Genomic DNA, 20,512 nt, shown 5'->3' with positions numbered 1-20,512 from the left:
TTAAGCGGTCAATGTCTGGTTGGGAGTACCACGGACATTGACCGCTCTTTATGATTCGCCTCCATTAGCGCTTCATGACCATCCTGATTAACAAGGAAAGGGCAAGCGCCATAAAGAAGGAGGCTGACAAACAAGCCGCAAATGTTACGGCATACATGCTAAAGGATGGTGCGTGCAACTGCATCGCTACCAATATAAAGCTAATGACTGTAAAAAAAGTCGTAATGAGCAGAACCCTTCTTTTCAACATTACTCCTCCATTTTCCATGATAGGTATTAATCTTCAACGGTTTTGTATAGTATGCCCCGTTTACTTGTACTCATCAAATATGTTTGAAGCGTGACACTTTCAAAAATATTTTTAAAAATGACTGGGAAAATATATATTTTCCATGGGTTTTCTATTAAAATATTGAATAGAAAATAATTCCTATGAGGTGTCCAAGTATGAATAAGAACAATTGGGTTCGGCTCATGCTGGCTGTACTTTTCGTATGGGTATCCATTCCGCTTGGAATTGGCCATGCCGAACTAACTAAAGCAGCTGAACAACCGCCAAATGTGCAAACACGGATTGTGATCAAATTTAAAGATGACGTCAACATTCCATATGTGGATGGCGCTGAACAACACGTCGCGAAGTTGCCGGAAACAACCGCGAATTTTATGACAGGCACTCTGCAACAGCTTCAATTAAAAAGATTATTTACCGCGCTTGAGCCGGAAGCGATTCAGCAATTGCAGCAAAGCGCAGAGCAGAATATTGTTAAGAGCACTGCTGGCACTGCAACTAGCACAATACCTACCCAACCTAATCTACTCAAATATTTTGTGCTCGAAGTGCCGCAAGCAGCAGATACGAAGTCGCTTATTAGCCAAATTTCGAGTTCTCCAGTTGTCGAGACGGCTTATATTGAAGGAAAGCCTGTCCAACCTCCAAGTACAGTCGATTATGTCAATGACCCGCATTCTACAGCCCAAACGTATTTGCATACAGCGCCTTACGGAATTAACGCGCATTATGCTTGGAAGTATCAAGGCGGGGACGGTACAGGCATTACAATTGTAGATTTGGAGCAAGGTTGGAATGTACAGCATGAAGATTTAGTAAGCCAAAATATTGAACTTATTTCAGGCGTAAACCAAGCTTATCATGATCACGGTACGGCTGTATTAGGGGAGATGGTGTCTACTGACAATTCCATTGGAACGGTGGGTATCGTACCTAAAGCAACAGCAAAAGTGGTATCCCAGTACCGCACGGCTAACATTTATAGTACGGCTGATGCGATTTTAAGCGCTACAAGTGTGCTGAAGGCGGGCGATATACTGCTACTTGAGGCACAGACCAATCATCCGAGCACTGGGGAAGGGCTGTATCCAGTTGAGGTGGAGTCAGCTGTGTTTGCAGCGATTCGAACAGCGTCCAATAAAGGTGTTGTCGTCGTGGAAGCAGCTGGGAATGGATCAAATGATCTGGATAACTATAAAAATGAACAAGGTAAACATGTGCTGAACCGCACTAGCCCTGATTTTAAAGATTCCGGCGCAATCATAGTAGGAGCAGCAACATCAGATCCACCTCATAAAAGACTTGGCTTTTCTAATTATGGAAGCAGAGTTGACACTTATGGGTTTGGAGAGAATGTGACGACTACTTCAGGTTCGTTAGGTCAGAACAACAAATATACACACAAGTTTAGTGGTACTTCCAGTGCTTCGCCAATCGTGGCTGGCGCACTTGCTTCATTTCAAGGGATTTCCAAAGCAAGGTTTAACAACGTATTATCACCGCAGCAACTTCGAAATGTCGTGACGAACTCGCAATTTTCTACCCCATCAGCTGACGAAAACGATAAAATCGGTCGCATGCCTAACTTAAAAGCATTAATTGACTGGCTATTACCTCAAGAGAAAAAAGATCGATAATTCCAATTCCTGCTTGTATGTTATCCACAGCTTAAATCACGGAATGTCCCATTCAATGGGGCATTCTTCTTTCTCATTTTTAATATCAATTGAAAGTTAATTCATTATCATGTATATTTACTCATATATTATGGTGAACGGTCGGAGGGAAGGACAATGACAGCCGCTACAGTCCTATGCAGAAAAGCAACGCTTGATGATGTTGAAGCATTGTATAACTTAATTTATGAATATGCAGAACAGGGCATTATGCTGCCCCGATCTCGTGAGGCATTGGCTCGATTAGTTGTTCATTTTGTTGTAGCAGAAGTGAATGGTGATCTTGTGGGGTGCGGCTCGTTGTGCCAGCTAGGAAATGAGCTCGTCGAAATCCGATCCCTTGGCATTTTGCCAGGATATAAAGGGTTAGGAATTGGCTCGAAGCTGGTGGAATTGCTGCTAGAGGAGGCAAGAAATCGTTCGCTGCCTAAGGTGATGGCGCTAACATTAGAAGCTGCTTTTTTTCTAAAAAACGGCTTTCATATTGTCGATAAAGAAATATTTCCAGAAAAAGTATGGACGGATTGTGTGAATTGCCCTAAACGGGAACGTTGTGATGAAATCGCGGTTTTGAAAGTGTTGTATTAATACATACGAGAAGAAATGTAACTTACGAGCGAAGCTACGACGGTGCCAAATGGCTCCACAGGTTTCGCTTTTTTGTTTGTTTCGCAATCAGTCCTCTAGGGAGTAGGGGAGAGAAGGTTTGCGAATATGTTAAGATTATGACAAAATATAAGCTTACAAGCTGCTTTGCATATTTTAAGTTTATAATTACATTTATATATTAGAATTAACTAACGAATGGAGAAATTGAACCTCATGTCTAATTTGCCAAATTGCCCAAAATGTAATTCGGAGTACACGTACGAGGATGGAAATTTGTTGATTTGCCCTGAGTGTGCACACGAGTGGTCTCTAGAAGCTGAAGCTGAAAACAATGATGACAACAAAATCATTAAGGATGCCAATGGTAATGTTTTGGCCGATGGCGATTCTGTCAGCGTCATTAAAGACCTTAAAGTGAAAGGAAGTTCATTGGTCGTAAAAATAGGTACAAAAGTTAAAAATATTCGTTTGGTTGATGGCGATCACGATATTGATTGTAAAATTGATGGTTTCGGTGCGATGAAATTAAAATCGGAGTTTGTTAAAAAAATATAGGCAAGGATGTAGTCCTCTGATACGGAGGGCTTTTTCATATCTTGCTGTGGTATGGTTTCGGTATGGCTTAGGCTTTGATGCATATCAAGCTTAGCTCGGCACTCCCAGCTAAAGAACGGACTTGCGACCGTTTTTAAATTGTAGAAAAAGGGAAGTTTCCAGAAAAAGTTGTTCTTGGCTGCTTGTACGGCCAAAACACAAATTCGATGATGAAATCACCGTACTGAAAGTACCGAACTGACTTGACAATGGTCTCGTCCGTTTGGTATTTTTGTAGTAACGGTTAGCACTCGACTCTGATGAGTGCTAACGACATGGCGAAGACGACTTTTTTAAGGAGGGATACGCATGCTGACAGACCGCCAACGCATGATTTTGACAGCTATTGTAGATGATTATATTCGTTCGGCAGAGCCAGTCGGTTCTCGCAGTATTTCGAAGCGTAGCGATGTAGGATTTAGTCCGGCAACGATTCGCAACGAAATGTCGGATTTGGAAGAGCTAGGATTTCTTGAACAGCCGCATACGTCAGCAGGTCGCATTCCTTCAAATAAAGGTTACCGTTATTACGTTGACCATCTTGTTCGTTCAGATGAACTTCCGCATGAAGAGATTGAACGATTAAAGACGATGTTCGCGGAAAAAATAACGGCAATGGAAGAAGTCGTTCAGCATACGGCATCGATTTTATCTCAAATGACGAATTACACGTCGATTGCGCTTGGACCGGAAATGTTTAACGCCTCGCTTCGACATTTTCAGTTGCTGCCATTAAATGAAGAGACGGCTGTAGCGATTATTGTGACTAACACAGGTCACGTCGAGAACAAGACGATCCCGATTCCTGCGGGGATCTCTTCAGCCGAGTTAGAGCGGGTCGTTAATTTGCTCAACACGAAGCTGGTAGGCGTGCCGTTATATAAGCTGCGCTCCAAGTTGTATAGTGCAATCGGGCAAGAAATGAACGACTACGTGTCACATGTCGAAGAGCTGATGAACATTGTAGAGAAGGCGCTAGTCGGCGACGATGTGCAGCGGGAAGTTTATTTAAGTGGTGCGACGAACATGTTGTCGCAGCCAGAATTTCAAGACGTCGATAAGATTAAGACGATTTGGCAGTTGCTTGAAGAAACGCCAACACTCATTAAAGTAGTCGGCTCCGCACCAACAGGTATTCAAGTCCGAATCGGGCAAGAAAATTCCCATGAAGCGATTTCGAATTGCAGCTTAATTACGGCAACGTATACGATTGACGGGCAGACACTGGGTACGATCGGAGTGCTTGGGCCGACTCGGATGGAATACGCGAAAGTGATTAATACGATGAACTTATTGTCGGGACAGTTGGCGCTGCATTTACCGCGCTGGTATAAATAAATCCTCTTAACGTGTAGAGGAATGAATCCTAAATAGCGAATTGAAATAAATGAAGTGTAATAATGAACAGCGAGGAGTGTCGAGATGACTCAAAGCAATGGACCATTACAAGAAGCCGACGAGCGTTATGCGACGCTCCTAAACAATGCAAACGCGGTACGCGCGCTCTGTTCTTCTGTCGAAGGGACGCTTGGCCCGAAAGGCTTAGACGTTATGCTTGTCGGACAAAACGGCGACGTCATTATTACGAATGATGGCGTTACGATCCTAGACAAGATGGACGTTTCCCATCCGGCTGCCAAACTGCTCATTCAAGTCGCACGTGCACAGCAAAATGAAGTGGGTGATGGCACGACGACGGCTACGGTGCTTGCAGGCGCGCTTGTCCAGGAAGGCGTTGCCCAAGTCACCCGCGGTGTTCCGGCAGCTAAAGTGGTATCTGGACTGCTGCAAGGCATTGCCTTTGCATCGGAACAACTGCAAGCACGTTCGATCAGTTTGAATGGTTGGGAAGATGAGCGCTTGCTTCGTGCCGTTCATATTGCTGGGCGTGAACAAGCTGATATTGTACGTCTTGTTATGGAAGCGGGGCGGGCAGTTGGTTGGGAACGGCTGCAAGACGATCGTTTTCGTTTGGCGGAGGCAGTTGTGGCCCATGAAAAGGCGGACAACGAATGCTTTGCAGGGGTTCTGCTCAAGCAGAAGCCGTTGCAGCGTGAATGGCTGCCAGAGCGCCGTGACTGTCGAGTATTAGTATTGCAGGACAGCTTGGAACCGGAAGCGCTGGATGAACAGTTACTCACCACAGAGGCGGGTTTTCAGCAGTATATGGCTCACCGCTCGTTATTTATTGAACGGCTGGAGCGCTTGCGTGAGCTTGGTGTAGGCTTCATTGTATTGGAGCGTAGTATTCATCCAGAAGCGGAGCAATTTTGCCTCGACCACGATATGATGGTTGTCCAGCGTGTCAGCCGTGAGGACGTGCTGCACGTATGTCGCTTGACAGGGGCGAAGCCACTCAAACGAGCGGCATTGGCCAAAGAGCCGTCTGCATTAAGCTCGTTGCTCGGTTATGCAGGCTGCGTCCGCTATGATGAGCGCTTGGAGCGCGTACGAATATACGGGCGAGAAGCGGGGGCATCTACGACACATGGTCGTGAGTTCTTGGATGAAGGTGAGCGGCAGCAACATGCATCACATGCTCATGCACCATCTCCTGTGCAGGTGACACTTATTGTGGGTGCCAGCACACGCGAAGTCGTCGGTGAGCGCGCTCGAATTGCGCAAGATGCAGCATCTGCACTGCAAGCTGCTGTACGCAGTGGCGTGTTGCCAGGTGGGGGGACAGCCGAACTGGCTGTGTCCTATGCGCTGGAGCGCTTCCGCGAGACCGTGCGCGGCATGGAGGCATTCGGCATCGCAGCCGTTGCTCAGGCGCTGCGCAAGCCGATGGCGCAAATCGTGCTCAATGCGGGCTTCAATCCGCTGGAGAAGCTAGAAGAAGCGCGCGCGGTGCAAACCGCCACTGGCTCGGATGCCGTCGGTATCGACTGTGATACAGGGGCGGCGATGGATTACTTGGCCGCTGGCATCGTTGATCCTGCGGCCGTGAAGTTGCACGCGCTCAAAGCAGCCGGTGAAGTGGCGGCAGCGGTGCTGCGTATTCATACGATCATTAAGATGAGATCAGATGCTTAGGTTAGCCGTAGTTGTAGGCGATATTGACGAATACTACTACTGAAGATATGAGAAGGCGTGCGGTGATTATGCACGTCCAAGCCTACACGGTTTTACTTTTTACAGTCATTATTACAATGGAATCAAAGCAATAACTAGCAAACAAGAGAAGTTGATTACTCAAGGGAGGTGAAGGGGTTGAACCAAGAACAAGCTGAAAAAAAGGTTGCAGGTGAAGATGTGAATGTCGACGCAAACCTTGAGCAGCAAGAAGGAAACGTAGAAGGTAACGAAGATAGCCAATCAGCCCAGCATGAAGCTAACAGCGAAGGAAACAGTGAGTTAGAGCGCGTAAAAGCGGAGTCTGACGAACACTATCAGCGTTATTTGCGTGCGCAAGCGGATTTTGATAATTTCCGCCGTCGTACAGTGAAAGAGAAGGAAGAATTGGCGAAATACGCTTCACTTAAACTCGTCACGGAATTAGTGCCTGTACTCGATAACTTCGAGCGCGCATTGGCTACGAATCCGGCTAACGAGGAGTCCGATTCATTTGTAAAAGGCGTGAATATGATCTTCCGTCAAATTTCACAGGTGCTGGAGCAAGAGGGTGTACAGCCGATGAACTCGGTTGGCCAACCATTTAATCCAGAATATCACCAAGCCATTATGCAAGTCGAATCCGACGAGTATGAAGAAGGTATCGTTGTCGAGGAAGTGCAAAGAGGCTACATGCTCAAAGACCGTGTACTTCGTCCAGCAATGGTAAAAGTGAGCGGTTAGTCGCGAGCAGCAGCTAACTCGAACGCATATATTCATCCGATAGCGGAACATCATTTATGGCCCGCTAGAGGATTGCTTTATATATGATTAGTTAATTAATTAAGAACTTTGAGCAAACATAGTGAGCGAGACTCACAAGTTTGGATATCGTTGAGGGAGGGTATTTTAAAATGAGTAAAGTAATTGGTATTGACTTAGGTACAACAAACTCTTGCGTAGCAGTAATGGAGGGTGGCGAAGCTGTCGTCATCCCTAACCCAGAAGGCGCACGTACAACACCATCGGTTCTTGGTTTCAAAAAAGACGGTGAGCGCATCGTTGGTGAAACAGCGAAGCGTCAAGCGATCACAAACCCTGATCGTACGATCAGCTCGATTAAGCGTCACATGGGTACAAACCACAAGACGACAATCGATGGCAAAGACTACACAGCACAAGAAATTTCCGCAATGATCTTGCAAAAGTTGAAAGCTGATGCGGAAGCTTACTTGGGTCAAACCGTAACACAAGCGGTTATTACGGTTCCAGCTTACTTTAACGATTCCCAACGTCAAGCAACAAAGGACGCTGGTAAAATCGCAGGTCTAGAAGTATTGCGTATCGTCAACGAGCCTACAGCGGCAGCATTGGCATACGGTGCAGATAAAGAAGAAGAGCAAACGATTCTCGTTTATGACTTGGGTGGCGGTACGTTTGACGTATCCATCTTGGAATTGGGCGACGGTTTCTTCGAAGTTAAAGCAACTAGCGGTGACAACAGCCTCGGTGGCGATGATTTCGACCAAGTTATCATTGAATATCTTGCAGCTGAGTTCAAAAAAGAACACGGCATCGATTTGACAAAAGACAAAGCAGCTGTTCAACGTTTGAAAGACGCTGCTGAAAAAGCGAAAAAAGAATTGTCTGGTGTAATGACTTCGACAATCAGCTTGCCGTTCATCACTGTTGTTGACGGCGTGCCACAGCACTTGGAAGTAAACTTGACTCGTGCGAAGTTCGAAGAGCTTTCCGCTAACTTGGTTGAGCGTACATTGGCTCCAACTCGTCAAGCTATGCAAGATGCAGGCATGACACCAGCAGACATCGACAAAGTTGTACTTGTTGGTGGATCGACACGTATTCCTGCTGTACAAGACGCAATCAAGAAGCTTACAGGTAAAGATCCGCATAAAGGCGTTAACCCAGATGAAGTGGTTGCCCTTGGTGCAGCTGTTCAAGCAGGTGTCTTGACTGGTGACGTGAAAGACGTTGTCTTGCTCGACGTAACACCGTTGTCCCTCGGTATCGAAACAGCTGGTGGCGTATTTACAAAAATGATCGAGCGTAACACAACGATTCCGACAAGCAAATCGCAAGTGTTCTCGACGTATGCAGATAGCCAAACAAGCGTAGAAATTCACGTCTTGCAAGGTGAGCGTTCCATGGCAGCGGACAACAAGTCGCTTGGACGTTTCGTATTGTCCGACATTCCGCCAGCACCACGTGGCGTTCCGCAAATCGAAGTTTCCTTCGACCTTGACGCGAACGGTATCGTAAAAGTGTCTGCACTAGACAAAGGTACAGGCAAGAGCCAAAACATTACGATTACTTCTTCCAGCGGTTTGTCTGACGCTGAAATCGACCGCATGATGAAAGAAGCGGAATTGCACGCTGAAGAAGATAACCAACGCAAAGAAATGGTTGAAGTGAAGAACAACGCTGACCAATTGGTATATACGACAGAAAAAACGTTGAAAGACTTGGGCGACAAAGTCGAGCAAGCTGAAATCGACAAAGCGAACGAAGCGAAGGATAAAGTAAAAGCTGCGCTTGAAAGCAACAATGTCGAGGAAATTAAAGCAGCTACAGAAGCGTTGTCCGAAATCGTACAACAGCTTTCCGTGAAGTTGTATGAGCAAGCAGCTCAAGCACAGCAAGCAGCTGAAGGCCAAGGCGGACAAGAAGCTCCTAAGAAAGACAACGTCGTAGACGCAGACTATGAAGTTGTAGACGAAGACAAGAAATAAGCGTCCGAATAACAGGTCAAAGCCGGGGCAACACTCGGCTTTGACTTTCCTTTTGATGAAGTGAAACGTGGTGGGGGTGGAACAGTGGCGAATAAACGAGATTTTTATGAAGTGCTTGGTCTGGACAAAGGGGCAAACGAGGACGAAATTAAAAAGGCGTACCGTAAGCTCGCACGCCAGTATCACCCGGACGTCAACAAAGCGGCGGACGCGGAAGATAAGTTCAAAGAGGTTAAGGAAGCTTATGACGTATTGAGCGACGGCCAGAAAAAGGCGACATACGATCAGTACGGTCATGTTGATCCGAATCAAGGCGGCTTCGGTGGCGGTGATTTTGGCGGAGGCGGCTTTGGCGATATTTTCGATATGTTCTTCGGTGGAGGCGGCGGTCGTCGTGATCCGAACGCTCCGCAGCGCGGCAACGATTTGCAGTACACGATGACGATCGAATTTAAGGAAGCGGTGTTCGGCAAAGAAACCGACATTACGATTCCGCGCACAGAACAATGTGATACTTGCTACGGTTCAGGTGCAAAGCCTGGTACGAAGCCAGATGCATGTAAGACGTGTCATGGCACAGGGCAGCAAGAAGTGGTACAAAATACGCCGTTCGGGCGTATGGTGAACCGACGTGCGTGTGGAACTTGCCAAGGTAAAGGCAAGATCATTCGTGAAAAATGTGGTACATGCCACGGTCAAGGAAACGTTAAAAAGCAACGTAAACTCAATGTTCGCATTCCAGGCGGGGTTGACGACGGTGCTCAGCTGCGCATGAGCGGTGAAGGTGAAAGCGGGCTGCGCGGCGGGCCGAGCGGAGACTTGTACATTGTGATTCGCGTGAAGCGCCACGAATTTTTCGAGCGCGACGGGGATGACATTTATTGCGAGGTGCCGCTCACGTTTGCACAAGCGGCGCTCGGCGATGAGATCGAAATTCCGACGCTAACGGAAAAAGTGAAGCTCAAAATTCCTGCTGGCACGCAGACGGGAACGTTGTTCCGCTTGCGCGGCAAAGGTGTTCCACGCTTGCGTGGCAACGGCCAAGGCGACCAGCATGTAAAAGTTATTATCGTTACGCCAACTAAAATGTCCGATGAGCAGAAAGAATTACTGCGTCAATTCGGTCAGCTTGGTGGCGAGCATTCTAACGGTGGGCACGAGGAATCGTTCTTCGAACGTATGAAGCGTGCTTTTCGCGGAGAATAATGCTGTAATTTAGGTATATCATAGAGAACCACCGTTGCCGCAATCGATTTGCGGATAACGGTGGTTTTTTGTCTGGGACATTATTTGAACATGTTGTATTTTTGCATGGAACGTCGGGATAATAAGTTAGGGCGTTGAGTTGGTAGGAATCAACATTACACCTGAGTAGCCTTTTCTTCATGACTATGAAATATGTTATAATATAGCTTATATTGTCGAGGCTGAAGCAGCAGGAGGGAACGTTGTGAAGGTTCAAATGAGAAGTGGGAACATGTCATGGTTCGCGCTAGTTCTTATGCTCGGTGGAGCGCTCTTTTTCCTCTCAAGCTCTCCGGTGCAAGCAGGCTTTTGGAGTAATTTGTGGGGAATTACCGAAATACCGGATGATGTGAATCAGTTGAAAAAAAGTTATGAAGATACACGTAAAGCGTTAGAAGAAACGCAGCGTCAATCTGAAGAAGTACAGAAACGATTAGCGTCCGAAAATGAAAAGCTGCGTGAGCAGAATGAGCAGCTTATGCAGCGCTTATCCTTAATTGAGCAGCAGAACGAACAGAAACATACATTTACGCGCCGCGTCGCTATTACGGTAATGGTAGCGATAGGGTTAGGCCTATTATACTTTGCGTTGACTCGACTATTCCGTGTGTTAGTGTGGCGCCGAAATGCGGACTAGTGTCTGTCTCGGTGTCGGTCACTAGCCATCACACATCGAGATAAGGAGATTGCAGATTGCATGGAAGTTATTAATGAAACAGAAACGCTGCATTCCCAAACGACAACCATTCAGTTAGAGCGGAATGACGTTGTTTATGTGCTGCATCCGCGGCAAATCATTTCATTTCAAGGCCCATCGGCAGCTAGAGAAGATATGCTTATGGATATTGCGGGCATTTATCGTAAGCGCAAGCTTATTCAATCGCGCATTACGGGTCCGGCTAAATTTATGCTAGGTCTCCCCGTTGGCTACCATTTGCAAACATTGCCGATCGTAGAAGATTCAGATTTGTTGTTTGAATGGAAGCATGTGCTGTTTTATACGGAAGGGATGCACATTGAGCGTCGTGTGCAAACGTTTAAAAATGCAGTCATTACAAAAGAAATTGTAAAGATGAAGTTTACGGCAAAGGATGGATTGCTGGGCATTATTTCGAGTGGCCCGATTTATCGCATGGAATTGCACCCAGAGGTACCAACTTATGTAGACGTTAATTGCTTGGTAGCGTATCCGGAAAATGCACGACTGAAGCCATGTGTGTATGGCAACTCGCTTGCTAGTCAGCAAATGAACTACCAATGGGAAATGACAGGACGAGGCTACATATTACTGCAAACGGGCAAGGTCGATGCCCAATTAGAAAGGGAGATGGAAGGCGGAGGACTTATTCGCCGTCTGCTACGTGAAGTCATCCCTTTTGGTGGGGTGTTCATTCGTTAGCTGGGTTATTTTGTATTCGCCCTGTTGTCCACCTGCCTATTGAAAATAGGTACACAATCCTTTATGCTAGACCTATAAGTTCATAAACTCGGTCGGAGATAAGAGTGGGACCACAACTACGCATTGACTACATCAATGCGCGTGTTGTGGTCCCTTTTTATGTTCCGGAAAGGACCTTAGCGATGACATATACACGTACAACGACAGCATCAACAGCTACAGTAACGACATTTTCCAGCCTAAATAGACACGATTATAAGGAGCGCCTTCGCTCCGAAAAATATGATTTACTCGTAATCGGGGGTGGCATTACAGGTGCAGGTATTGCGCTGGATGCAGCTGAACGCGGCTTAAAAACGGCACTTATTGAGATGCAAGACTTTGCTGCCGGAACGAGCAGTCGTTCAACCAAGCTCGTGCATGGCGGTCTGCGTTACTTAAAGCAGTTCGAGGTAAAGCTTGTGCAGGAAGTGGGGCGTGAGCGGGCAATTGTGTATGAGAACGCACCGCACGTTGTGGTGCCGGAATGGATGCTTATGCCTATTGTTGAAGGCGGCACATTCGGCAAATGGGCGACTTCTGTCGGCTTGTACGTGTATGACATGCTGGCAGGTGTTAAGCGGGAAGAGCGTCGCACGATGCTGAATAAGCAGCAAACGCTTGCTAAAGAGCCGTTACTGCGCAGCGATAAGCTAAAGGCAGGCGGCTACTATGTGGAGTACCGCACGGATGATGCCCGCTTGACGCTCGAAATTATGAAGAGCGCAGCCCAGCGTGGGGTGACCGCACTTAACTATGTAAAGGCCGCATCGTTCATCTATGAGAACGGTAAAGTTGTTGGCGTTAACGCGGTTGATTTGAACGGCGGGGAAGCGCTTGAAATCCGTGCCGATAAAGTGGTCAACGCGGCAGGGCCGTGGGTGGACACGTTGCGCGAGCTAGACGGTTCGAAGCAAGGCAAGCGGCTACATTTGACGAAGGGGGTTCATATTGTGGTCGACCAGTCGCGGTTTCCGCTACGGCAGACGGTTTATTTTGATACGCCGGACGGTCGAATGGTGTTTGCGATACCGCGAGATGGGAAAGCTTACGTGGGCACGACAGATACGAATTACAACGGGGATATCGAGCATCCGCGTATGACGCGTGAAGATTTGACGTATTTGCTGCAAGCGGCTAACTATATGTTTCCGACGATTCAGCTAACGGAGACGGATGTAGAATCGTCTTGGGCAGGCTTGCGGCCGCTTATTCATGAAGACGGCAAATCGCCATCTGAGCTGTCGCGTAAGGATGAAATTTTTATATCGCCAAGTGGCTTAATTACGATAGCGGGGGGCAAGCTGACAGGCTACCGCAAAATGGCCGAGCGTGTCGTTGATTTAGTAGCGAAGCAGCTGCAAACAGACAAAGGTGCGGCATATCCGAGCTGCTCGACAGACCGTATCACCTTGTCTGGCGGCGATGTACAAGGCACATTTGCTGATTTCTGCCGTGTGTGGACGCTGGAAGGAGTTAAGCTGGGCCTCAGTGAGGCGCGCGCTTTGGAGCTTACACGTTTATACGGTACGAACGTGAAGCACGTCTATCAATTGATGGAGCGACTTGGCGAGCAGGCGCACCGTTACGGTCTTGCAGCAGATGTATTGGCTGCGCTGGTGTACGGTGTCGAGCAGGAGATGGTGGCTCGCCCAGTCGATTTTATTACACGCCGCACAGCAGCGGTTAACTTTAATATTCAAGCGGCTAAGTTGTGGCTTGAGCCTGTGACGACGTATATGGCAGAGGTGTTCGCGTGGGATGAAGCGCAGACCGCACTTTATTTGCAGGATGCGAAGCGGGAGATCGAGTATGCTGTAAACGCGCAATAATTTGTATATAAACTTGTACGCCGTTTAAATACGACAAAGGGTCTCTGCTGTTCGGAAGAGACCCTTGCCATCGTTGGAGCAGTATCTATTTGTCATGGCATGAAATGAAATGATGCATGAACACTGCTCCTTATTTAGCGTGTTGAACTTATTTTGTGTGCTGCACTTGATCGGGCACATTGGAAAAAATGCCGTCAATACCTCTTGCCTCTAGCTCGGCAGCCCATTCAGGGCGGTCGACCGTGTAAGCATATACTTTACAACCGAGCTTATGGAACTCGGAAATAAATGTTTCATCGGCAAACGAAAAATGCGGATGTACACTATATGCTTTAAAAGGCAGTGACTGCACATAGCGCCAAGGCTCAAGCAGGCGATCGCCAAAGAGGACGCCTAGCTTGATACTAGGCTCCAACCGGGCCATTTTTGCTAAGGCAACATGGTCAAAGGAGGACACAATAATGCGCTCCATCATCCCGCGCGCTTTTACAGCAGCAATCAATTTCTCTTCAATTCCTTGATAGAAAAAGGGTACATTCTTAATCTCGATATTAATGATCATATTTGTCGGCTCTACCAAATCCAAAAATTCATCCAGCGTAGGCAGCCTCTCGGCTGCAAAGTCCGGATGAAACCAGCTTCCGGCATCTAGGCGGCGAATATCTTCAAGCAGATGATCAATGACAAAGCCTTTTCCATTAGTCGTACGCTGCACATCTTCGTCATGAATAATGATGATTTGCCCGTCCTTAGTCTGTTGAATGTCGAGCTCAATCCCTGCACAGTCCATTTGTATCGCTTTTCGAAACGCAGCCATCGTGTTTTCTGGGGCGTAGCCAGAGACACCGCGGTGTGACCAAATTAACATCCATTTCACCTCGTCTTATCATATAACAAGTATAGGGCCTTCATCTTGCACTTGAAAGTTTAATTATAACAATAAAGCCTGAGTATAGAATTATACATATTTAGAAAATTATTTATTGAAAATGAATACAGAAAAACAATTATGGAATTAAATGTTTAGATATCTAAATAAAATTATGTTAGATTAATCTAACATTAGAATAATAAATCATATTTGGCAATGAGAAATAAAATAACAATACATTGCTAATATTTATAATGTTTGGTTTGATGTTGAACTAAATATTACTGGTGATTTAATTTTTCCAGGGGGGGAATAAAATTGAAAAAGTTTAGTTATTCATTATTAATGCTAGCCTTGATTATGAGCGTAATAAGCATCACTCCTGCTCATGCTGCACCAAGCCAATACACGGGAGGCTTGCTAGACGGAGTTAAATTGCAAATAAGCAATAAGTTGGGCCAAGCTTCAGGGGCAGGATTTTCGGAAATGACGGATAACAATCCGAATTCTATGAAAGCTCCAGGCGCAGGAAATCTTGTTTGGCACACATTTGCAACGCCAGTTGAAATTACATCGTTCATTGCAAAAGTGGATTCAGCTGTAACGGTTGAGTTGTATGATGCAGCGAACAATCTTTTACATGCACAACCGGCATTGAGAGTGGAAGGAGTTCAATCTCTCCCAACACCAGTGAAAAATGTTACAACAGTTGTCTTGAAGTCAAGTGCAAATGTGTACGTTTATGAGTGGAACGTATTCACAACACCATCTACGCCACCATTGCCAACAACGATCGGTTGGTCTCAAACTAGAGATACAAATGTTTATTTTGAATGGGCGAATACAGGTGCTAAATCATATAATGTTAAGCGTTCTACCTCTTCAGGTGGTCCATATGTTGCAGTAGCTCAAAGTGTGTATGGACAAGCATACACGGATACAGCAGTAAGCAACGGTACTACTTACTATTATGTAGTAAGTGCTGTAAATGAGGCAGGAGAAAGTGCGGACTCCCCGCAAAAAGGACTGAAACCAGCCGCTACCAAGTATACTGGAGGTCTGTTGGACGGTTTGCAATTAAATGTAGGCGGAACGCTGGCGACATCAACGAAAAAGGTTCGGGAAGTTACAGACAATAATGCGGGTACGCTTGCCGCTCCGGGCGCAGGAAACCTTATTTGGCACACGTTCACTACGCCAGTTGAGATCTCTTCCTTTATTGCTCATACCGATTCAGCTGTAACGGTTGAGTTTTATGATGCAGCGAACAATCTTTTACATGCACAACCAGCATTGAGGTTGGACGGAGTTCAATCTCTTTCAGAATCAGTTAAAAATGTAACCACAGTTATTTTGAAGTCAAGTGCAAATGTGTATGTTTTTGAATGGAATGTATTTGGTACGCCATCAACGCCACCGTTGCCAACAACGATCGGTTGGTCTCAAGCTGGAGATAAAACAGTTTATTTTGAGTGGGCAAATACAGGTGCTAAATCATATAACGTTAAGCGCTCTACATCACCAGGTGGTCCATTCGCAGTTATAGCTCGCAACCTAAATGGAACTTCATATACCGATAAAGCAGTAAGCAACGGTACGACCTATTATTATGTAGTAAGTGCTGTAAATGAGGCAGGAGAAAGTGTAGATTCGCCTCAAAAAGGATTGACACCAAACGCTACTAAGTATACTGGTGGTTTGTTGGATGGTTTGCAGTTAAATGTAGGCGGAACGCTGGCGACATCGACGAAAAAGGTTCGGGAAGTTACGGACAACAATACTGGTACACTTACCGCTCCGGGAGCGGGAGGTCTAATTTGGTACACATTTGGATCACCAGTAGAAATCACATCGTTTATTGCAAAGATCGATTCGGAGTCAATTGTTGAATTGTATGATGCAGACAACAATCTGTTGCATTCACAAAAGGCATTGAAGCTGGATACCGTTCAAGCTCTACCAGCACCAGTGAAAAATGTAAAAACAGTGGTATTGAAGTCGAATGCAAATGTGTACGTTTTTGAATGGAACGTATTTGGAAAAGGTGGAGAACCGACTCAAGTACCTCTTAATTTGACTGCCACAGCAGGCAATAAGCAGGTTGTGTTGAACTGGGATGCTGTTGCTAATGCAACAAGCTACAATGTAAAACGCAGCACGAAGTCAGGTGGTCCGTATACAACGATTGGTAGCGTAGCGGGCAACACAAACAGCTATACAGATGTGAATGTAACAAACGGTACAACTTACTACTATGTAGTAACAGCTGTTGGTACTGCAGGAGAAAGTACAGATTCTAATCAAGCTTTTGCTACACCGAAAGATAATGGTCCAGGACCTAATCCAAAGCCAGATCCGAACCCAAATCCAGGTGATGATGGTCAGTCTGGTGATCGTGCCTTGCTTAACATTACACTGAATAACGGTATCGAAAAAGAGTTCGACTTGTCGATGGGCGAAGTAAATGCCTTCATTACGTGGTATGAGAATCGCGCAGCGGGAACAGGCTCAGTGATGTTCGCGTTCGACAAGCATAACAATAACAAAGGTCCATTTAAGAAGCGCAAAGACTACGTCTTCTTTGATAAGATTATTACATTTGAAGTAAATGGTTATGATTCTGGAGCGAAGCCGACAACGCCGCCTGTTACACCACCGGTAACACCGCCAGTTGTTGTCAATCCAGATCCGACTCCATCATTGGAGCTTTAATATTTCGCAAGCAGATTAAGGAACAAGTATTAACACTTTAATTGTGTGGTATTAGAGTAATAACTGATGTCCTTGGGATTGCCGTTAGGCAGTTCCAAGGGCTTTTTATGTTGAGACAAAGCTCCTCAAATTTGACGAAGTGATGTTCCAACGATACGATTAGCGTGATCGTCTTATGGACGATGAACTCCTGCACATACAAGGTTGCTTTTTATTTTAGATGAGATTCATGCTAATCAACTATTTTAAATTCAAGGAGACCATTATGTATTTTTCCAATCAACCTATACTACCTGCGGTTCGGCAGATGAAAGATTTTGAGAAGCTGCTAACCAGTCCATACGAATACCTAGTCGTACTAGACGTACATATGTCCCAATTAAAAGCGATGTTTCAAATGGCGCAAGCTCATTCCAAAAAATTAATGCTACACGTGGATCTCATTCAAGGGCTGCAAAGCGACAGCTATGCGGTTGAATATTTATGTCAAGAATTTCGCCCTTACGGATTGCTGTCTACAAAAGCGAGTGTGATTACGAAAGCTAAGCAGAAGGGCGTAGTCGCGATTCAGCGTATTTTTTTAATCGATAATAGTTCGTTTGAAAAAAGCTGCGCCTTACTCGAAAAGACGATACCTGATTTTGTCGAGGTGCTCCCGAGTCCGATGGTTAATTATATGAAGCAGGAAATTAGTATTCCGCTATTGGCAGGTGGGTTTATTCGAACGACAGATGATGTGGAACGTTCATTGCGAGATGGAGCTGTAGCTGTAACGACATCCAGTAAAGAGTTGTGGAAGCATTACGCGAATTACAATATGTAAAGTGTAGTCTAGCGTCTGGCTATTATCATTTTTACCGTCCATGTAAACGACAGAAGTTGTACATAATGTTCTTCTTTTTGGATCATGTTATGGAGGAAGAGAGAATTTGACCTGCATAGTTGCATGATCGAAAATGGAGGGTTAAGATGACGAACCATGAATCGAACAAAGAGCTGCGTGCTAACGGGTTAGCGCAGCAAGCTGATTTGGCGGCTGGAAAGACGGATTTAGTAGCTGGCAAAGCCGAAGATGTAGAGTTTGCACAGGAATTAGCGGATGCGGCTGATCTTGAAGCGCAAGAACGAGCCCGTCAAGCAGATGAAAGGGCACAAGGACGATGACACAGATCGAGGCGAGTTTTACTCGTGTCGAAGATGTGAATGCTTGTGCGCGTAAGTTAGTCAGTCTGCGGGCACATCCTGTAAGCGTCACTCATCACGAGTATTCGAGTAGTGAGAGTGAAATTAGCGAGGTCGTTTCTAAGCTCTTCGCCGCCAAAGATGCGACCGAGACAGCTGACATTGAAGCTGGCGATCTGGATGGAGGCATAGCTAAGTCAGCTGGTGCTAGTGATACTCACGGCTTTACACAGAAGCATGACGGGCATTATGTACTACAGGCGAGTCTTCCCAGCGAATTGCTTGCACAAGCGAGTTCCATTGTAAAAGATCACTACGGTATGATGTAAAGTGGCGTTATTACGTGTACTGTTGCTCCCAAACTTCTTGCAACCAGATAGTCTCGTTGACTATCGTTGTAAGGAGTTTTGTTTTTGTGTACAATAATAAGGATGTGGGTTGCTTCCTATTTGTTATAGGGGCGGTACACGATCCGTTGTAACACTAACCACTAAATATTGAACTTTAAACATGTAAACATCAACCATGCAACATCAAACATTGAACGTAACACCGAGGAGGAGCACTATTTTGTATTGGCATGAATTAACGATACATACCACAGAACAAGCTATCGAAATGGTTTCGAACTTTTTGCATGAAGCGGGCGCAGGCGGCGTTGCGATCGAAGAATCAGGTACGCTCAACAAAGAGCGCGATACGACGTACGGCAAACTTTACGATCTGCCCCTGAACGATATTCCTGAAGGGCAAGCGGTCATCCAAGGCTATTTCGCGGATGGTTCCGATCTGAGCGCGATCGAAGTCGATATTAAAGAGCGGATCGAATTGCTTAAGTCATTTCAAATCGACCCAGGTACAGCTGCCATGTCTTGGCGCAGGCTGCATGAAGACGACTGGGCGAACGCATGGAAGCAGTATTTCAAACCAGTGCGTGTATCAGAGCGCTTGACGATCAAGCCTTCGTGGGAGGACTACACGCCTGAAACCGAAGCAGAGCAAATTATCGAGCTCGACCCAGGTATGGCGTTCGGTACAGGCACACACCCGACGACATCGCTGTGCTTGCGCACGTTGGAAGCGGTTATTCAAGGTGGAGAAGACGTTATTGACGTCGGTACAGGCTCTGGTGTGCTCGCTATTGGCGCATGTAAATTAGGAGCACGTCATGTACTGGCGATTGATCTTGACCCTGTTGCGGTGCAAAGCGCTCGCGAAAACGTACAGTTAAACGGCCTTGATTCGTCCGTTACCGTTCGAGAGGGTGACTTGTTGAACGTCATCAAAACGAGTGAGACCCAGCAGGCGACAGAGCTTGGCGTGCAGCTGCCGATTAAAGTGGTCGTGGCGAACATTTTGGCGGAAATTATTACCCTATTTGTTGACGATGTGTACGAAGCGCTGCAACCGGATGGCGTGTACATTACATCAGGTATTATTATTAAAAAAGAACATGTCGTGGAGGAAGCGCTGCAAGCAAGCGGCTTCACGATCGAAGAGAAGCATTATGAAGGGGACTGGGTGGCCATTGTCGCTCGTAAACGTTCCTAAGGGAGTGGGGATGTTATGGAGTTTTTAGATAGGTTATTTGTTGTGCCGCTAGACGTTTTACCGTTTGTACTGATCGTTCTTTTGATTTCTTTCTCGGTGCATGAATTTGCACACGCCTACGCGGCATGGAAATTCGGCGATCCGACAGCGAAAATGCTCGGACGCGTAACGTTGAATCCCGCTAAGCATTTTGATTTTCTCGGAGCGCTGCTATTCATTCTTGTAGGCTTCGGTTGGGCCAAGCCCGTTCCTGTAAATCGTGATAATTTTAAGAAACCACGTTTAATGGGTATTATCGTGTCGGCAGTAGGGCCGTTAAGCAACTTGCTGCTTGCTTTAATCGGTTCGTTTATCTTTTATATTGGCCTCAAATTCGGCTGGTACAGCATTCAACCAGCAGATAAGATGGAATTAGCTATGGTGTTGTTTTTGACCAATTTCATCAAGTTTAATACTTTGTTGTTCTTATTTAACTTAATCCCACTGCCACCGCTAGATGGTTACCGTATTATTGAGGATTTAGCGCCGAAGCCGCTGCGCATTCGTATGCAGCAAATCGAGCAGTGGTCCATTTTTATTTTCATGTTGATCGTATTTATCCCACAACTTCGTGCCATCACAATTGGGCCGCTGTTTAGTCTCATTGATCCGATTGTTGGTTCCTTTATGCAATTCGCAAGGTTTGTCGTTGGGACATAAAACGGTT

19 protein-coding genes are annotated in these 20,512 nt (G+C 46.0%); 17 read left to right on the top strand and 2 right to left on the bottom strand.

The window, feature by feature from the left end; translation table 11 throughout:
• Nucleotides 1-64 precede the first annotated feature (64 nt).
• Entirely contained in the window at nucleotides 65-250 is a 186-nt protein-coding gene (locus KIK04_RS03400) for a hypothetical protein (RefSeq protein ID WP_232276931.1), read from the bottom strand.
• A 197-nt stretch (nucleotides 251-447) separates the two neighbouring features.
• Here KIK04_RS03400 and KIK04_RS03395 point away from each other — a divergent pair, with 197 nt between their 5' ends.
• The 11 genes from KIK04_RS03395 (at nucleotide 448) to KIK04_RS03345 (ending at nucleotide 13,490) form a co-directional block, all read left to right on the top strand.
• Entirely contained in the window at nucleotides 448-1,929 is a 1,482-nt protein-coding gene (locus KIK04_RS03395; protein ID WP_232276930.1) for a S8 family peptidase, read from the top strand.
• Nucleotides 1,930-2,085: 156 nt separating this feature from the next.
• Entirely contained in the window at nucleotides 2,086-2,556 is a 471-nt protein-coding gene (locus KIK04_RS03390; protein ID WP_232276929.1) for an N-acetyltransferase, read from the top strand.
• A 234-nt stretch (nucleotides 2,557-2,790) separates the two neighbouring features.
• A complete protein-coding gene (locus tag KIK04_RS03385; RefSeq protein WP_232276928.1) occupies nucleotides 2,791-3,132 on the top strand; it encodes a zinc ribbon domain-containing protein YjdM in 342 nt (113 codons plus the stop codon).
• A 348-nt stretch (nucleotides 3,133-3,480) separates the two neighbouring features.
• A complete protein-coding gene (gene hrcA, locus KIK04_RS03380) occupies nucleotides 3,481-4,509 on the top strand; it encodes a heat-inducible transcriptional repressor HrcA (RefSeq protein ID WP_232276927.1) in 1,029 nt (342 codons plus the stop codon).
• 84 nt (nucleotides 4,510-4,593) lie between these two features.
• A complete protein-coding gene (locus tag KIK04_RS03375; protein ID WP_232276926.1) occupies nucleotides 4,594-6,207 on the top strand; it encodes a TCP-1/cpn60 chaperonin family protein in 1,614 nt (537 codons plus the stop codon).
• Nucleotides 6,208-6,384: 177 nt separating this feature from the next.
• The gene (gene grpE, locus KIK04_RS03370; RefSeq protein WP_232276925.1) at nucleotides 6,385-6,969 is read left to right on the top strand and encodes a nucleotide exchange factor GrpE; all 585 of its coding nucleotides are present in this window, start codon (nucleotides 6,385-6,387) and stop codon (nucleotides 6,967-6,969) included.
• Nucleotides 6,970-7,139: 170 nt separating this feature from the next.
• Nucleotides 7,140-8,975: a molecular chaperone DnaK gene (dnaK, locus tag KIK04_RS03365; RefSeq protein ID WP_232276924.1), complete on the top strand. Its 1,836-nt coding sequence runs from the start codon at nucleotides 7,140-7,142 to the stop codon at nucleotides 8,973-8,975.
• An 84-nt stretch (nucleotides 8,976-9,059) separates the two neighbouring features.
• On the top strand, nucleotides 9,060-10,181 hold the full coding sequence (gene dnaJ / locus KIK04_RS03360) for a molecular chaperone DnaJ (RefSeq protein ID WP_232276923.1): 1,122 nt from the start codon (nucleotides 9,060-9,062) through the stop codon (nucleotides 10,179-10,181).
• A 244-nt stretch (nucleotides 10,182-10,425) separates the two neighbouring features.
• On the top strand, nucleotides 10,426-10,857 hold the full coding sequence (locus KIK04_RS03355; RefSeq protein WP_232276922.1) for a hypothetical protein: 432 nt from the start codon (nucleotides 10,426-10,428) through the stop codon (nucleotides 10,855-10,857).
• Between the two features lie 60 nt (nucleotides 10,858-10,917).
• Nucleotides 10,918-11,619, top strand: coding sequence for an AIM24 family protein (locus tag KIK04_RS03350; protein ID WP_232276921.1), 702 nt, complete (start codon nucleotides 10,918-10,920; stop codon nucleotides 11,617-11,619).
• A 182-nt stretch (nucleotides 11,620-11,801) separates the two neighbouring features.
• Nucleotides 11,802-13,490, top strand: a complete 1,689-nt coding sequence (locus KIK04_RS03345) for a glycerol-3-phosphate dehydrogenase/oxidase (RefSeq protein ID WP_232276920.1) — start codon at nucleotides 11,802-11,804, stop codon at nucleotides 13,488-13,490.
• Between the two features lie 148 nt (nucleotides 13,491-13,638).
• Here KIK04_RS03345 and KIK04_RS03340 read toward each other — a convergent pair whose 3' ends face one another.
• Entirely contained in the window at nucleotides 13,639-14,358 is a 720-nt protein-coding gene (locus tag KIK04_RS03340; RefSeq protein ID WP_232276919.1) for a glycerophosphodiester phosphodiesterase, read from the bottom strand.
• A gap of 321 nt (nucleotides 14,359-14,679) precedes the next feature.
• On the opposite strand from KIK04_RS03340, the gene KIK04_RS03335 reads away from it, so the two are divergent.
• The 6 genes from KIK04_RS03335 (at nucleotide 14,680) to KIK04_RS03310 (ending at nucleotide 20,505) form a co-directional block, all read left to right on the top strand.
• A complete protein-coding gene (locus KIK04_RS03335) occupies nucleotides 14,680-17,073 on the top strand; it encodes a hypothetical protein (RefSeq protein WP_332329993.1) in 2,394 nt (797 codons plus the stop codon).
• Nucleotides 17,074-17,338: 265 nt separating this feature from the next.
• Nucleotides 17,339-17,896, top strand: a complete 558-nt coding sequence (locus KIK04_RS03330; protein WP_232276918.1) for a glycerol-3-phosphate responsive antiterminator — start codon at nucleotides 17,339-17,341, stop codon at nucleotides 17,894-17,896.
• Nucleotides 17,897-18,042: 146 nt separating this feature from the next.
• Nucleotides 18,043-18,237, top strand: coding sequence for a YfhD family protein (locus tag KIK04_RS03325; protein ID WP_232276917.1), 195 nt, complete (start codon nucleotides 18,043-18,045; stop codon nucleotides 18,235-18,237).
• The gene (locus KIK04_RS03320; RefSeq protein ID WP_232276916.1) at nucleotides 18,234-18,584 is read left to right on the top strand and encodes a hypothetical protein; all 351 of its coding nucleotides are present in this window, start codon (nucleotides 18,234-18,236) and stop codon (nucleotides 18,582-18,584) included. The genes KIK04_RS03325 and KIK04_RS03320 overlap by 4 nt, the downstream gene beginning before the upstream one ends.
• A 241-nt stretch (nucleotides 18,585-18,825) precedes the next feature.
• Nucleotides 18,826-19,806 carry a 50S ribosomal protein L11 methyltransferase gene (gene prmA / locus KIK04_RS03315; protein ID WP_232276915.1) on the top strand — a complete coding sequence of 327 codons (981 nt, stop codon included), beginning with the start codon at nucleotides 18,826-18,828 and terminating at the stop codon, nucleotides 19,804-19,806.
• Between the two features lie 15 nt (nucleotides 19,807-19,821).
• Nucleotides 19,822-20,505 (top strand): site-2 protease family protein, encoded by a 684-nt coding sequence (locus KIK04_RS03310; RefSeq protein WP_232276914.1) that lies wholly within the window; start codon nucleotides 19,822-19,824, stop codon nucleotides 20,503-20,505.
• Nucleotides 20,506-20,512: the final 7 nt, after the last annotated feature.

This window comes from Paenibacillus sp. 481 (genome assembly GCF_021223605.1).
Classification (GTDB): domain Bacteria; phylum Bacillota; class Bacilli; order Paenibacillales; family Paenibacillaceae; genus Paenibacillus_B.
This window is presented reverse-complemented; position numbering and strand designations above follow the sequence as displayed.